Source organism: Kitasatospora arboriphila, from assembly GCF_039528095.1.
Classification (GTDB): Bacteria; Actinomycetota; Actinomycetes; order Streptomycetales; family Streptomycetaceae; genus Kitasatospora; species Kitasatospora arboriphila.
Genome location: NZ_BAAALD010000031.1, coordinates 26,587 through 41,430 on the forward strand (window position 1 = coordinate 26,587; position 14,844 = coordinate 41,430).

At 75.4% G+C, this 14,844-nt stretch carries 13 protein-coding genes; 11 read left to right on the top strand and 2 right to left on the bottom strand.

What is annotated here, in order from left to right:
* Positions 1-95: 95 nt before the first annotated feature.
* From ABD353_RS17610 to ABD353_RS17630, 5 genes are all read left to right on the top strand, one after another.
* Positions 96-962: a sulfurtransferase gene (locus ABD353_RS17610; RefSeq protein ID WP_344624563.1), complete on the top strand. Its 867-nt coding sequence runs from the start codon at positions 96-98 to the stop codon at positions 960-962.
* Entirely contained in the window at positions 955-1,371 is a 417-nt protein-coding gene (locus ABD353_RS17615; RefSeq protein WP_344624564.1) for a cupin domain-containing protein, read from the top strand. Before ABD353_RS17610 ends, ABD353_RS17615 begins: the two co-directional genes overlap by 8 nt.
* Positions 1,372-1,514: 143 nt before the next feature.
* On the top strand, positions 1,515-2,012 hold the full coding sequence (locus tag ABD353_RS17620) for a cobalamin B12-binding domain-containing protein (protein ID WP_344624565.1): 498 nt from the start codon (positions 1,515-1,517) through the stop codon (positions 2,010-2,012).
* On the top strand, positions 2,009-5,254 hold the full coding sequence (locus ABD353_RS17625) for an FAD/NAD(P)-binding protein (RefSeq protein WP_344624566.1): 3,246 nt from the start codon (positions 2,009-2,011) through the stop codon (positions 5,252-5,254). Before ABD353_RS17620 ends, ABD353_RS17625 begins: the two co-directional genes overlap by 4 nt.
* Entirely contained in the window at positions 5,251-6,957 is a 1,707-nt protein-coding gene (locus tag ABD353_RS17630; protein ID WP_344624567.1) for an AMP-binding protein, read from the top strand. The genes ABD353_RS17625 and ABD353_RS17630 overlap by 4 nt, the downstream gene beginning before the upstream one ends.
* A 28-nt stretch (positions 6,958-6,985) precedes the next feature.
* On the opposite strand, the gene ABD353_RS17635 is transcribed toward ABD353_RS17630, so the two are convergent.
* Positions 6,986-7,576, bottom strand: a complete 591-nt coding sequence (locus ABD353_RS17635) for a TetR/AcrR family transcriptional regulator (protein WP_344624568.1) — start codon at positions 7,574-7,576, stop codon at positions 6,986-6,988.
* A 123-nt stretch (positions 7,577-7,699) separates the two neighbouring features.
* On the opposite strand from ABD353_RS17635, the gene ABD353_RS17640 reads away from it, so the two are divergent.
* From ABD353_RS17640 to ABD353_RS17665, 6 genes are all read left to right on the top strand, one after another.
* Positions 7,700-8,245 carry a carboxymuconolactone decarboxylase family protein gene (locus tag ABD353_RS17640; RefSeq protein ID WP_030273068.1) on the top strand — a complete coding sequence of 182 codons (546 nt, stop codon included), beginning with the start codon at positions 7,700-7,702 and terminating at the stop codon, positions 8,243-8,245.
* Between the two features lie 115 nt (positions 8,246-8,360).
* A complete protein-coding gene (locus ABD353_RS17645) occupies positions 8,361-9,344 on the top strand; it encodes a LysR family transcriptional regulator (protein ID WP_344624569.1) in 984 nt (327 codons plus the stop codon).
* A gap of 497 nt (positions 9,345-9,841) precedes the next feature.
* Positions 9,842-10,534 carry a response regulator gene (locus ABD353_RS17650; RefSeq protein WP_344624570.1) on the top strand — a complete coding sequence of 231 codons (693 nt, stop codon included), beginning with the start codon at positions 9,842-9,844 and terminating at the stop codon, positions 10,532-10,534.
* 269 nt (positions 10,535-10,803) lie between these two features.
* On the top strand, positions 10,804-12,555 hold the full coding sequence (ctaD, locus tag ABD353_RS17655; RefSeq protein WP_425555181.1) for an aa3-type cytochrome oxidase subunit I: 1,752 nt from the start codon (positions 10,804-10,806) through the stop codon (positions 12,553-12,555).
* An 84-nt stretch (positions 12,556-12,639) separates the two neighbouring features.
* Positions 12,640-13,017 (top strand): hypothetical protein, encoded by a 378-nt coding sequence (locus ABD353_RS17660; protein ID WP_344624571.1) that lies wholly within the window; start codon positions 12,640-12,642, stop codon positions 13,015-13,017.
* Between the two features lie 99 nt (positions 13,018-13,116).
* Complete coding sequence (locus tag ABD353_RS17665; RefSeq protein WP_344624572.1) at positions 13,117-13,833, top strand: sigma 54 modulation/S30EA ribosomal C-terminal domain-containing protein; 717 nt, start codon at positions 13,117-13,119, stop codon at positions 13,831-13,833.
* Positions 13,834-13,849: 16 nt separating this feature from the next.
* Here ABD353_RS17665 and ABD353_RS17670 read toward each other — a convergent pair whose 3' ends face one another.
* The gene (locus tag ABD353_RS17670; RefSeq protein WP_344624573.1) at positions 13,850-14,602 is read right to left on the bottom strand and encodes a putative protein N(5)-glutamine methyltransferase; all 753 of its coding nucleotides are present in this window, start codon (positions 14,600-14,602) and stop codon (positions 13,850-13,852) included.
* Positions 14,603-14,844 lie beyond the last annotated feature (242 nt).

The window sequence follows — 14,844 nt, forward strand, 5'->3', positions numbered from 1 at the left end:
CGCGAGGGGGCCGGGAAACGCCGGGGGGGCCCCCGGGCGGCCGGGGGCCCCCCGGCCGCCGGTCCGGCCGGCCCAGCGATCCGAAGGGAGTAACGATGGACCGCGAGAGCGTCCTGGTCGACTGCGACTGGGTCCGGACCCACGGCTCCGACGGGGGCGTCGTCCTCGTCGAGATCACCGACGGCGGCCCGAACCCGGGCGGCCGGATACCCGGGGCGGTCAGCCTCGACTGGACGACCGACCTGCAGGACCGCGTCCGCCGCGACCTGATCGGCCCGGAGGCGTTCGCCGCCCTCCTCGGCCGGCACGGCATCGGCCCGGACGACACCGTCGTGTTCTACAGCGGCAACAGCAACTGGTGGGCCGCGGCCGGCTACTGGCAGTTCCGGCTGCACGGCCACCGCGAACTGCGGCTGCTGGACGGCGGCCGCGCCCGCTGGGAGGCGCTCGGCGGCGACCTGACCGTCGAGGCCCCCGTCCGGACGCCGGTGGAGTACCCCGTCCGGACGCTCGACGCGTCGCTGCGCGCCCACCGGGACACCGTCCTCGGCGGCATCGGCGCGATCAACCTGGTGGACTGCCGCTCGCTGGAGGAGTACCTCGGCCAGCGCACCGCTCCGCCCGGCGTCCCGGACGACCAGGGCGTGCGACCCGGCCACGCCGAGTCCGCGCAGCACATCCCGTGGAGTGCGACCGTCCGCCCGGACGGCACCTTCCGCGACGCGGAGGAGCTGGAGGCGCTCTACAGCCAGCTCGACAAGGACGCGCCGACCGTCGTCTACTGCCGGATCGGCTGGCGGTCCGCGCACAGCTGGTTCGTGCTGAGCGAGCTGCTCGGACGCCCCGGCGTCGCCAACTACGACGGCGCCTGGCGGGAGTTCGGCTCCCTGATGGGCGCCCCGATCGTCTCCGGGCCGCTGCCCTGGGGCGTCGTCCGCACCTCGGAGGTGGCCCGTGCCTGACGTGACGGTGATGCGCGACGTACTGCGCAACGGCTTCGACCAGACCGACCTGCCCTGGGTCCCGTGGACCGAACCCGGCCGCGTGGGCGTGGAGTTCGTCGTTCTGTGGGGCCCGGACGCGGAGCGGGGCGAGGACTCCGCGGCCCTGCTGCTGCGCTTCCCGCCCGGCGCGCACGGCGACTTCCACGAGCACCTCGGCCACGAGCTGATGCTCGTCCTCGACGGGGTCCTCGACCACAGCGACGGCCGCCGCTTCGTCCGCGGCGACCTCGTCGTGGAGGAGCCCGGCACCCGGCACCAGATGTCCAGCGCCGAGGGCTGCACGGTGCTCGCCGTCCGGGCCCGCCCGGCCTCGGCCCGCACACCCGAGGCGGACGAGATCACCACCGGGGTCGGCGCCGGCGCCTGACCCGTCGTCCGCACCGCTGCCGGGTACCGGAGCCGCGCCCACCACGGCGCCCCGGTACCCGGCCGCCGCACGACGGGCGCCCGCCACCCGCGGCCGCGCCCGTACCCGCCCGGCACAGCCCCGTCGCCACCCGAGGAGTAGCCATGTCGCCCACCCGAACCCTGACGCCGTACCCGCTGCGCCCCGCCGCTGCCGCGCCGGAGCCCGCCGAGAGCCGCCGCGTGCTGCTCACCACCGGGTCCTCCGACGCGCACACCTGGAACCTCGTGTACCTGCAGCTGCTGCTGGAGGAGAACGGCCACTCGGTGCTCAACCTGGGTCCGTGCGTGCCGGAGCAGCTGCTCGTCGACACCGCGCAGCTGACCCGCCCCGACCTGGTGGTGTTCAGCTCCGTCAACGGCCACGGCCACCTGGACGGCCTGCGGGCGGCCCGGGCGCTGCGCGCCGAGCGCAGCACCGGCGACATCCCGCTGGTGATCGGCGGTCTGCTGGGCATCTCGCCGGAGGGCGCCGAGCAGCGCACCGCCGAGCTGCTGGCGGCCGGTTTCGACCAGGTGCACAGCGACGGCACCAAGCCCGACGTGCTGCTGTCGTACCTGGCCCAGCTGCCCGCCACCTGTACCGAGCGGGCCGCCGCGTGACCCGCTCACCCGCCTCCCCACCGGACCTCGGCGCCTACGTCCGCGCCGCCGCCGGCGCCGGCGAGCTCGTCGTCCAGCCCCGCATGGGCATGGCCGTCCCCAGCGAGATGGCGGCCGGCCTGACCGCGGTGGCCGGGCTCTCGGAGCGCACCGTCGGCACCATCACCCTCGACAGCTACACCCGGGTCGGCGACCACAGCGCCGCCGTCGCGGCCGTGCGGGCCGGCAAGCCGCTGAACGGCTTCCCGCTGGTCGGGCACGGCCCCCGGATCACCGCCAAGGTCGCCGCCGCGGCCGGCCGGCACACGCCGGTGCAGGTGCGGCACGGCTCCGCCGACCCGCGGGCGATCTTCCGCACGATGGCCGCCGCGGGCCTGGGCACCAGTGAGGGCGGCCCGGTCTCGTACTGCCTGCCGTACGGGCGCACGCCGCTCGCCGAGTCGGTCGCCGCCTGGCGGGAGGCCACCCGCTTCCTCGCCGAGGAGAGCCGCGCCAACGGGATCCGCGCGCACCTGGAGTCCTTCGGCGGCTGTCTGCTCGGGCAGCTCTGCCCGCCGTCGCTGCTGGTCGCGATGTCGGTGCTGGAGTGCCTGTTCTTCGCCCAGAACGGCATGACCAGCGTCTCGCTCAGCTACGCGCAGCAGACCAGCCCGCAGCAGGACGTCGAGGCGCTCGCCGCCCTCCGCCTGCTCGCCGAGGAGCTGCTGCCGCCGACCGTCGACCGGCACGTCGTCCTCTACACGTACATGGGCGTCTTCCCGCGGAGCGTGGCCGGGGCGGGCCTGCTGCTCAAGCGCAGCGCCGACCTCGCCGTCCGCGGCGGTGCGGAGCGCCTCATCGTCAAGACCGAGACCGAGGCGCACCGGATCCCGACGGTGGCCGAGAACCTGACCGCGCTGCGGGCCGCCGCCGCGCAGGCCCGGCGCACCCGCCGTGAGCTGGCCGACGCCCCGCGCGAGGGCTCCGGCGAGGCCGGCGAGGTGCTGCTGGAGGCGCGGGCGCTGATCACCGCGGTGCTGTCGCTCTCCGACGACGTCGGCACCGCGCTGCTGCGGGCCTTCCACCGCGGTGTCCTGGACATCCCGTACTGCCTGCACCCGGACAACCGGGGTGCGGCCCGCGGCACGATCGGCGACGACGGGCGGCTGCGCTGGTCGGAGGTCGGCGCGATGCCGCTGCTGGCCACCGTCGGCCGGTCCGGTGCGATGACCTCGAACCGGCTGTCGCTGATGCTGCGCCGGGTCGCCGAGCAGCACGACCGGGAGGCCGCCCGCGAGGCGCCGGAGCCGGTGGCCGCGCCGGCCGCGCCCGAGCCGCTGCGGATCGGGCTGATCGGCGGCGGGCCGCGCGGCCTGTCGATCCTGGAGCGGCTGGTCGCCCGGTGCGCCGAGCGGCCGCCGGCCCGGCCGGTGGAGGTCACCGCGGTGGACCCGTACTGCATCGGGGCCGGGCGGATCTGGCGGCCGGAGCAGTCGCCGTGGTTCCTGATGAACACCCCGGCGCGCGAGGTCACGATGTTCTCGGGGCCGTCCGACGGCGGCCCGGCGAGACCGGGCGCCGGCCCGACGCTCGCCGAGTGGTGGGCCGTCGCCGATCCGGAGAACGCCGACCCGGAGGGGTACGCGCCGCGCGTCGTCTACGGCCGGTACCTGCGCTTCGTGCTGGGCCTGGTGCTGGACGCCCGGGTGCCGGGGCTGACGATCCGTCCGGTGAAGGCCAGGGCGCTGACCACCGACCGCGGCCCGGCCGGGGGCGGCACGGGCGAGCCGGTGCACCGGGTCCGGCTGGACCGCGGGGACGTGATCACCGTGGACCGGCTGGTGCTGGCCTCCGGCCACCCCACCAACGAGCTGGACGAGCAGCAGCGCGAGTGGCTGAACTTCGCCGAGGAGCACCCGCCGCTGCGGTACGTGGTCGGCGACTCGGCCGCCGAGATGCCGCTGGACGCCGTACCGCCGGGCGCCACCGTCGGTGTCCTGGGCATGGGGCTGACCTTCTACGACGTGGTCTCGGCGCTGACGCTGGGCCGCGGCGGCCGGTTCCTGCCCGCGGAGGGCGGCGGCCTGCGCTACCTGCCGAGCGGGCGGGAGCCGAGGATCGTGCCGGCCTCCCGCAGCGGCATTCCGCTGCTGACCCGCGGCCGGAACCAGAAGACCGCCGAGTTCCGGTACCGGGCACGGCTGTTCACCCCGGAGCGGATGGCCGCGCTGCGGGCCGCCGGGCCGCTGGACTTCCAGTCCCAGGTGCTGCCGTGGCTGCTCGCGGAGATGAACATCGTGCTGCTCGGCACCCGGCTGCGGCACGCCGTCGGGCCGGATGCCGAGCGGGAGTTCGGCGAGGCGGCGGCGGCCGTCCACCGGGAGGAGCCGCCGAGCCCGGCCGCGCTGGCCGTGCTGGCGGAGGGCTTCGGGCCGGCCGGCGAGCCGCTGGACGCGCTGTGGCGCCTGGCCCGGCCGTTCGCCGGACGCCGGTTCGCCTCCCCCGCGGAGTACCGGCAGGAGCTGGCCGACTGGCTGCGCGAGGACCTCGCGGACGCCGTCCTGGGCAACTACGAGGGCCCGGTGAAGGCCGCGAGCGACGTGCTGCGCGACGTCCGGGCGACCATCCGCTCGGTGGTGGACTTCGGCGGGCTGACCCCGGACTCGCACCGCCGCTTCCTGGCGGACTTCAACCCGGTCGCGGCGGTGATCTCCACCGGCCCGCCGGCGCAGCGCTCGGAGCAGTTCCTGGCGCTGCTGGCGGCGGGGGTGCTGGAGCCGGTCGGTCCGGCGGCCCGCTTCCGGGCCGACCGCGACCTGGGCTGCTTCACCGTCGAGTCCGGCCAGGTGGAGGACTCCCGGGTGCGGCTGGACGCGCTGGTCGACGCCCGGGTGCCGAGCACCGACCTGCGCTCGGACCGCGACCCGCTGATCCGCGGCCTGCTCGCCGACGGGGTGATCCGCACCTTCGTCAACTCCTGGGCGGGCGGCGCGTTCGACACCGGCGGCCTGGCCACCACCGACACCCCCTTCCACCCGGTGCGGGCGGACGGCGGGATCGAGCGGACGATGTTCGTCCTCGGCATCCCGAGCGAGCACACCCGCTGGTTCACCCAGGTCGGCAGCGGCCGGCCGGGCCCGTGGGGCGCCTTCACCCGGGACGCCGACGCGATCGCCGAGGCCCTGCTGGCGGAGGCGGCGCCGCAGGCCCGGCAGACCGCCGCCGAGCCCGCCGGGACGCTGGCCGGGCGGGCCGCCCGGTGAGCGGGCGCCCCGCGGCGTGGTGGACGCACCGCCGGACGGCCGCGCACGAGGAGTACCGGGCCGCCCGCGACCTGCTGCTGGCGCTGCGCGGCGACCGGGCGGCGGCCTGCGCCGCCTTCCGGCCGCCGCGCGCGGCGGAGTTCAACTGGGCGCTGGAGTGGTTCGACGTGGTGGCCGCGGACAATCCGCGGCCGGCGCTGCGGCTGCTCTCCCCGCCGGACGCCGAGGGCCGCACGTCCGTGGCCGAGGAGCTGTCCTTCGCCGAGCTGTCGGCCCGCTCGGACACCCTGGCGGCGGCGCTGGCCGGCCTCGGGGTGCGCCGGGGCGACCGCGTCCTGCTGCTGCTCGGCACCCGCGCCGAGCTGTGGGAGAGCCTGCTCGGCTGTCTGAAGCTGGGCGCGGTGGTGGTGCCCTCGTACCAGGACGTGACCCGGGAGGAGGCAGCGGACCGGATCGGGCGCGGCCGGATCCGGCACGTGCTCTGCTCCGCGGAGGCGGCCGCGCTGCTGGACGGCCTGCCGGTGCCGGGGCTGCGGATCGCGCTCACCGACCGCCCGGCGGACGGCTGGACGCGCTACCCGGACACCCGCTCCGCACCGGTGCCGTTCCTGCCGGACGGGCCGACGCGCTCCGCCGATCCGGCGTTCTGCTACTTCACCTCGGGCACCACCTCGCTGCCGAAGCTGGTCGAGCACACCCACGCCAGCTATCCGGTCGGGCACCTGTCGAGCCTGTACTGGAACGGGCTGCGGCCGGGCGACCGGCACCTCAACCTGTCCGCCCCGGGCTGGGCGAAGCACTCCTGGAGCAGCTTCTTCGTCCCGTGGACGGCCGAGGCCGTGGTGCTGGCGCCGCCGGACGGCGGCCTGCCGCCCGAGGTGCTGCCCGGGGTGCTGGCCGACCACGGCGCGGACAGCTTCTGCGCCCCGCCGAGCGCCTGGCGGGCGATGCTGCCGCACCTGCACCGCACCCGCTCGGCCGTGCGGCTGCGCGAGGCCACCGCGGCGGGCGAGCAGCTGACCGCGGAGGTGTCGGCGGCGGTGGCCGCGGCCTGGCAGGTGCAGGTGCGGGACGGCTACGGGCAGACCGAGGCCACCGCGCTGATCGGCCGCACCCCGGACGACCCGGCGCCGATCTCGCCGCTGGGGCACCCGCTGCCCGGCTGGACGGTGGTGCTGCGCGACCCGGCGACCGGTGCCCGGGGCGAGGCGGGCGAGGTCTGCCTCGACCTCGCCGAGCGCCCGGCCGGTCTGATGGCCGGCTACGCGGACGACCCGGAGCGCACCGCCGCCGCGCTGGCCGACGGCCTGTACCGGACGGGCGACGTCGGCGAGCGCTGCGCGGACGGCTCGATCCGGCTGCTCGGCCGGCTGGACGAGGTGTTCAAGTCGTTCGGGCACCGGGTGTCGCCGGTGGAGATCGAGGCGGTGCTGCGCGGGCACCCGGAGGTCGCGGACGCGGCCGTGGTGCCGCGTCCCGATCCGGCCGGCGGGCTGGTGCCGTACGCGGTGGTGACGACCCGTCACGAGCTGCCGCACGGAGCCGGGGCCGCCCGGCTGCGCGGCGAACTGCTGGCGCGGGCGGCGGAGCGACTGGCGCCCGTGTTCGTGCCGCGCGGGCTGGAGTTCGCGGCCGAGCTGCCGCGGACCCGGTCGGGCAAGGTGCGCCGCGCGGAGCTGGCCGCGCGGTTCGCGGACGGGTGACCGGGATGCCCCGGCCGGCCGGCCCGGTTCAGCAGTCGGGCAGCGGCAGGTGCTCCTCGCGTTCGGCGGTGGCGAGCAGCGCCTCGGCGACGGCCCGGGCGCGGGGTGCGGCGTCGGTGGTGCGTTCGCGGAGCGCGGCGACGATCGCGCCGTCGCCCAGCAGGGCGAGCTGTCCGGCCAGGGTGCGGTGGCCGCGGTACCCGGCGGCGGCGAGCAGGCCGTCGAGGTACTCGATGACCTTCTCCTTGTGCTCGGCGGCGACCCGGTGCGCGGGGCTGGCCGGGTCGGCCTCCTCGACCATGGTGTTGATGAACGCGCAGCCGCGGAAGTCGGCCGCGGCGAAGCGCTCGGCGAGTCCGTCGAAGAGTGCGAGCGCGAGGTCGTCGGTGCCGCGCGGGCTGGCTTCGACGGTGTCGGTCAGCCAGCTCCGCCAGGCGGCGTCGCGGCGCCGGAGCACCTCGACGACCAGGTCGTCCTTGCTCGGGAAGTGCCGGTAGAAGGACGCGCGGCCGACGCCGGACTCGCTCAGGATCCGTTCGACCCCGACCGCGCGGATGCCCTCCTCGTAGAACAGCCGCTCAGCGGCGGTGAGGAGTCGTTCTCTCGCATTGCTCGGCATCCGCAAACGGTACCACTCGGTTCTGATTTTTCGATGGGCGTTGACGAAAGTCGGTACCGATCGGTACCGTCCTAGCTGTTTGGTACCGATCGGTTCCATCTCCGCCGCAACCGAGGAGACGCCATGTCCCGTCTGCCCCTGCTCACCACCGAGACCGCCAACGAGGAGCAGCGCGAGCTGCTGGAGAGCACGCTCAAGCAGCTCGGCAAGGTCCCGAACCTGTACGCGGCGCTCGCCAACGGCCCGGCCGCCCTGCGCGGCTACCTGGCGATGCGCGAGGCCCTGGTCGGCGGCACCTTCAGCACCAAGCAGCGCGAGCAGCTCGCCCTGTTCATCGCCCAGCGCAACAGCTGCACCTACTGCGTCTCCGCGCACACCATGCGCGGCGGCAAGGTCGGCCTGAGCCAGGAGCAGCTGCTCGACACCCGCCGCGGCACCGACACCGACCCGCACATGGACCAGGTGCTCAAGCTGACCGGCGAGGTCATGGCGAGCGGCGGCCGGGTCTCCGACACCGTGCTGGCCGAGGCCCGCGCGGCCGGCGTCACCGACGCGGAGATCGCCGAGATCGTCGGCCACGTCGCGCTGAACGTGCTGTCCAACTTCTTCAACCACGTCGCCGAGCCGGAGCTCGACTTCCCGCTGGTCGACGCCCACGACCTGGCCTGACGGCCGCGGCGGTCGCGGGGCGCCGGAGCCAGCACTCCGGCGCCCCCGCCGCCCGCCGGCGCCCGCCTCCACCACCACACCGGCACCACACGGGCGGCATGCGGGAGCAGCAGCAGTGGACATCGACGTCAAGACCCTGAGAACGTTCTGCGAGGTCATCAGAACCGGCTCGTTCACCAGCGCCGCCCACCGACTGGGCTACTCCCAGTCGAGCGTGACGGCCCAGATGCGCGCCCTGGAGCGGCAGGTCGGCGCTCCGGTCTTCCACCGGCTGCCCAACGGGGTGCGGCTCACCCCCGCGGGCTCCACCCTCCGCGGCTACGCCGGCCAACTGCTCACCCTGGTGGGCGAGATGGAGGAGGCCCTGCGCGGCCCCTCGGCCACCGCACCGCGGCTGCGGGTCGGCCTGGTGCCGGCCCTGGCGTACGGTGAACAACTCGCCAGGATCGCCCAGTTCGGCCGCCGCCTGCTGCCCGGTGTGCAGCTCGCGCTGCGGGTGATGGGCACCGCGGAGATCCACGCGGCCCTGCGGGCCGGCGGCCTGGACGGCGCGATCCTGCTGACCGGGCGCGAGCACCGCCCGGCGCCGGCCGCGCCCGTCCCGGTCCTCAGCGGGGCTCCGGGCCGGGCGGCCGACCGGGCCCGCACCGCGGTGCTCGCCGAGCGCGCCTCGGCCGTCCGCGAGCGGCCCGAGGCGCCGACCGAGATCCCCGTCCAGGACCTGGAGTTCACCCCCAGCACCAGCGCCGGGGCGCGACCGCCGCTCGCCTGCCACCAGGTCGTGGTCGCCGACCCGGACTGCCCCTCGCAGCGCTGGCTGCCGGAGTTCCTCCGGCTGCGCGGCGGCGAGCCGCCGGAGAGCCTCGAACTCGGCTCGATGGACGGGGTGCACGCCACCGTGACGGCCGGGCTCGGCTGCGCGATGCTGCCCACCGGCCTGGCCGCCCAGCCGTACGGCGCGGGCCTGGCGCCGATCCCCGGCGTGCCGCGGATGCAGTGGACGGTCTCCCTGCTGGCCTCCCGCACCAAGGAGTTCCGCGAGGGCCACCGCCAGGGGCTGGCGGACGCGATCCGGCTGGCGCTGACCTGCCCGGCCTGATCGGACCGGAGCCGTACGGGCCGCGGCGCGCGGCCCGGCGGCCGCCGGTCGGCCCTGCGGCGGCAGGTCATGGCGGTGCACCTCGTGCACCGTGTACGACACGCCGGGCACTCCGACGCCGAGGGCCCGCATCCGCTCCGCGAAACGGTTCGTCGACCCCGCGGAGTCCCGCAGGTCGACGACCCGGACGCCGTCGCCGGTCACGGCCGCGACGTGGGCCGGGCAGCCGGCGAAGATGCCGTCCTCCCGGGCGGGCCGCGCGTGGAACTCCTCGTACTGTCCGGTGGTCGCCCCGGGCAGGTCGACCTCCACGAGAACCGCCGTCGGCCTCCTCGGTCCGGCGTCGCCGCGGCCGCCGCGGCAGGGTGCGCCCTCCCGATCCCGGGCCGGCCGCGGGTGCCGCAAGCAGGGCCGTCCGGCCCTGTCGGCGGCCGCGGGCGGCCGGGGAGAATGCGGTGGCCCCTCCACGGCGGACGGGCCGGGGAAGGAGAGGTGCCATGCTCGACGGCACGGTACGGACGGGTGCCGGGGGTCCGGTACGGGTCTTCCTGCTCGACGACCACGAAGTGGTGCGCCGGGGTGTGCAGGACCTCCTCGACTCCGACCCCGGGCTGACCGTCGTGGGGGAGGCCGCCACCGCAGAGCAGGCGCTCGCCCGCGTCCCGGCGCTGCGCCCGGACGTGGCCGTCCTCGACGTCCGCCTGCCGGACGGCGACGGCGTCACCGTCTGCCGGGAGCTGCGCTCCCGGATGCCTGAGCTGGCCTGCCTGATGCTGACCAGCTTCGACGACGAGGAGGCGCTGCTCGACGCCATCATGGCCGGCGCCTCGGGGTACGTGCTGAAGCAGATCTCCGGCACCGACCTGGTCTCCGCCGTGCGCACGGTGGCCGCCGGGCAGTCGCTGCTCGACCCGGGCGCGACCGGCCGGCTGATGGCCCGGCTGCGCCGCCGGGCGGACGCCCCGCAGCCGTCCCCGCTGCCGGCGCTCACCGAACGCGAGACGCAGATCCTCCAGCTGGTCGGCGAGGGGCTGACCAACCGGCAGATCGGCGAGCGGCTCTACCTGGCCGAGAAGACCGTCAAGAACCACGTCTCGCGGCTGCTGGCCAAGCTGGGCGTGGAACGCCGGGTGCAGGCCGCCGTCCTGGCCACCCAGGTGGCCTCCGACCGGACGCACGACCGCCACTGACCTTCCCCCGCGGGGCCCGACGGGACTCCCGCCCCTATGGGTTCGCATACGCAGCATGGGGTCGGACGGCGGAGCCGAACGTCACCGTGCCGGGGACGGTGGGCCCGGGGCCGCGGGGTCCAACGGCCCTGGGACACCGGACCGGCCGCGGCGGAGCATGGAGCGCCGCCGGCCGGAGCGCACCCGGATGCCCCTGCACCCGCTTGCCACACCTCCGAACCGCCGTGCGGCGGTCAAGGGTTCGGCGAGCGAGCGAAGGAGAGCGTCCGGTGGCTGCCATCGAGGCGACGGAGGGGACGGCCGGCGGGCCCGCCCGCGGGCGGCAGCGCCCGGGGGCCCGGCTGGTGCGGTGGCTGACGACCACCGACCACAAGGCGATCGGCACGCTGTACCTGTGGTCCGCGTTCGGCTTCTTCCTGGTCGGCGGCGTGCTCGCCCTCGTCATGCGGGCCGAACTGGCGAGGCCCGGGACGCAGTTGCTCTCCAACGAGCAGTTCAACCAGGCATTCACCATGCACGGCTCGATCATGCTGCTGCTGTTCGCGATGCCGCTGTTCACCGGCTTCGCCAACTGGATCATGCCGCTGCAGATCGGCGCCCCGGACGTCGCCTTCCCCCGGCTCAACATGCTGTCGTACTGGCTGTTCATGTTCGGCTCGCTGATAGCCGCGGCCGGTTTCGCCACCCCGCAGGGCGCCGCCGACTTCGGCTGGTTCCTCTACGCGCCGCTCTCCGACGCGGTGCACTCCCCCGGCGTCGGCGCCGACATGTGGATCATGGGTGTCACGCTGTCCGGCTTCGGCAGCATCCTCGGCGCGGTCAACTTCATCACCACCATCATCTGCATGCGCGCCCCCGGCATGACGATGTTCCGGATGTCGATCTTCTGCTGGAACGTGCTGCTCACCGCCGTCCTGGTGCTGATCGTCTTCCCGGTGCTCGCGGCGGCCCTGCTCGCCCTGGAGTGCGACCGCAAGTTCGGCTCGCACGTCTTCGACCCGGCCAACGGCGGCGCCATGCTGTGGCAGCACCTGTTCTGGTTCTTCGGGCATCCCGAGGTCTACATCCTGGCGCTGCCGTTCTTCGGCATCGTCTCGGAGGTCGTCCCGGTCTTCAGCCGCAAGCCGATGTTCGGCTACTCCGGCCTGATCGCGGCCACCGTGGCGATCGCCGGCCTGTCGGTCACCGTCTGGGCGCACCACATGTACGTCACCGGCCAGGTGCTGCTGCCGTTCTTCTCCTTCATGACCTTCCTGATCGCGGTGCCGACCGGTGTGAAGTTCTTCAACTGGGTCGGCACCATGTGGAAGGGCTCGCTCAGCTTCGAGACCCCCATGCTCTGGACGACCGGCTTCCTGGTCACCTTCCTCTTCGGCGGCCTCACCGGCGTGCTGCTGGCCGCCCCGCCGATCGACTTCCACGTCTCCGACTCGTACTTCGTCGTCGCGCACTTCCACTACACGCTGTTCGGCACGGTGGTGTACGCGATGTTCGCCGGATTCCACTTCTGGTGGCCGAAGATGACCGGCAAGATGCTCGACGAACGGCTCGGGAAGATCACCTTCTGGACGCTGACGGTGGGCTTCCACAGCACCTTCCTCGTCCAGCACTGGCTGGGTGCCGAGGGCATGCCCCGCCGCTACGCCGACTATCTGGCCTCGGACGGCTTCACCACGCTGAACACCGTCTCCACCGTGGGCTCGTTCCTGCTCGGCCTGTCGATCCTGCCGTTCCTCTACAACGTCTGGAAGACCGCCAAGTACGGCGAGAAGGTCACCGAGGACGACCCGTGGGGCTGGGGCCGCTCGCTGGAGTGGACGACCTCCTGCCCGCCGCCGCGGCACAACTTCACCGCACTGCCCCGGATCCGCTCCGAATCCCCGGCCTTCGACCTGCACCACCCCGACATCGCCGCCCGCGACCACCTGGAGCACCACGGCAGGCCGGCCGAGCACCTCGCCGGTGTCGCCCCGGCGGCGTACGACACACCGGTCGGCCGGCGCCACCGCCAGGACGACTGACCCGAAGTCCCCGTCCCCGCCCCGTCCTCCCCCGTCGGGGCGGGGGCGGCCCCACCGCCGTCCCCGTACGAACAAGGAGCAGCCGTGAGCCACATCGTCCCGGCCATCGGCGCGGCCGCCCTCGCGGCGGCCGGCAACGTCTGGTGGCTGCCCGCCCTGGCCGACCTGCGGGCCGGCGACGACCGGCCGCGCTCCGCCCGCCCGGCCGCGCTCGGCTGCCTGACCTGGTGGCTCGGCACCGCGCTCACCGCCGTGCTCTGGCTCACCCCGGCACCCGGGCTGCTCGGGCTCGCCGTGCTCGCTCCGGCCGCGGTCGCGGGCGGCGCCCTGTGGTTCGCCGGGTGCGTCCGGCGGGAGGCCGAACTGCGCGAGGCGGAGCGGACCTGGGCGGCCGTCGCACCGGCGGCCGCCCCCCGGCAGACCCGGAAGGGCGGGCCCCGGATCGGCCGGACGAGCCCGTGACCGGGTCGTTCGGCCCTTTCGGAGGGCAGGGGCGCGGAGTTGGGTAAGGACAGGGGTGCGTTCAGTCGTCCGACACCAGTGGCAGGAGGAGCGGTCCACATGACCGAGGCGATCACTGTTCAGGCCTTCGACGGCGTCCCGCGCGAGGTCCTCGACGAGGCCCGCGGCCGGATCGCGGCCGCCGCGGACTGCGCCAACGCGCTCGTCGAGTCGCTGCGGGTCCGGCTGACCCCCGCCGGGCTGGCGCAGGTCAACGCCGAGGTCGACGGCCGGCGGATCCGGGTGCAGGAGACCGCGCGCGGCCTCGGCGAGGCGTTGGACCGGCTGGCCGAGGGCCTGCGCCGCCGGATCACCGCCGTCACCGGCACCTGGACGCCGCGGGCCTGGCCGCAGCCGTCCCGGCCGCCGCTGCCGCCGATCCCGCCCGCGGCCGGCCCGCAGGTCATCGCCCGCGTCAAGTCGCCGTCGCTGGTGTGGTGTTCGCCGGACGCCGCGGCCCGCACCCTGGACGCGATGGACTACCGGATCCACCTGTTCACCGACCCGGCCACCGAGACCGACGCCGTCGTCTACCGGGTCGGCCCGACCGGCTACCGGCTGGCCAGGACGATCGCCGCCGCCCCGCCGCGCGGCTGCACGGCACCGCTGACCGTCAGCCCGCACGGCGCGCCCGCGCTCGACGACCGGCAGGCCGCGGAGCGGCTGGCCGGCGCCGAACTGCCCTTCCTGTTCTACGCCCACCCCGGCGACGGCCGCGGCCGGGTGCTCTACCGGCGGTTCGACGGCCGGCTCGGCCTGATCACCGGCTCCTCCTGAACCCCCGCCGGGCGGCTCACCGCGTGCCGATCACGACGGTGGCGTCCATCTCCCCGCAGACGGCGGTCCGGGCGGTCAGCCCGGCCGCCGTGCAGGCCGCCAGGGTGGTGGGGGCCTGCCGCTCGCTGGTCTCCACCAGCAGGTGCCCGCCGGGCGCGAGCCATCGCGGCGCGTCCGCGATCACCCGCCGCTGCACGTCCAGGCCGTCCGCGCCGCCGTCCAGGGCGACCCGCGGCTCGTGCTCGCGGGCCTCCGCGGGCAGCAGCCCGATCGCCGTGGTCGGCACGTACGGCGCATTGGCGAGCAGCACGTCGACCCGGCAGAGCAGGCCGGTCGGCAGCGGCTCGTAGAGGTCGCCGAGATGGACGGTGCCGCCGACCGCGGCGGCGTTGCGGCGGGCGCGGCGGACGGCCGCCGGGTCGCCGTCCGCGGCGTGCAGTTCGGCCCCGGGGCCGACGGCGGCGGCGAGCGCCACCCCCAGGGCTCCGACGCCGCAGCACAGGTCGAGCACCACCGCGGAGGGGCCGGCCAGCAGCGCCGCCTGCCGGACGAGGAACTCGGTGCGCCGCCGCGGGACGAACAGCCCCGGGTCGACGGCGATCCGCAGGCCGCAGAACTCCGCCCAGCCGAGCACGTGCTCCAGCGGCCGGCCGGCGGCCCGGGCGGCCACCATCGTGTCGAGTTCGGCCGCCGAGCGGGCGGTGGCGAGGATCAGCTCCGCCTCGTCCTCGGCGAAGACGCAGCCGGCGGCGCGCAGCCGCACCACCACGGGCGGGAATTCGGGGAGCGAGCGGAGGAGGTCGGAAGAACCGGTACTGCGGGAGGAATGAGAGGACAACGGGAGCCTTTCGGGAACCGCCGAGGGGCGCTCCCGCGACCGCTACCGCGGTCGTGCCGTCCGGCCGTACGAGGAGAGCACCCAGCCTGCACCTGCGTCGATGGGTCCCACCTCCTCGATCCGTCCCTTGCTGGAGTGCCGCCACCCTACCCGAGGCGGGCCGTTCGCGACCG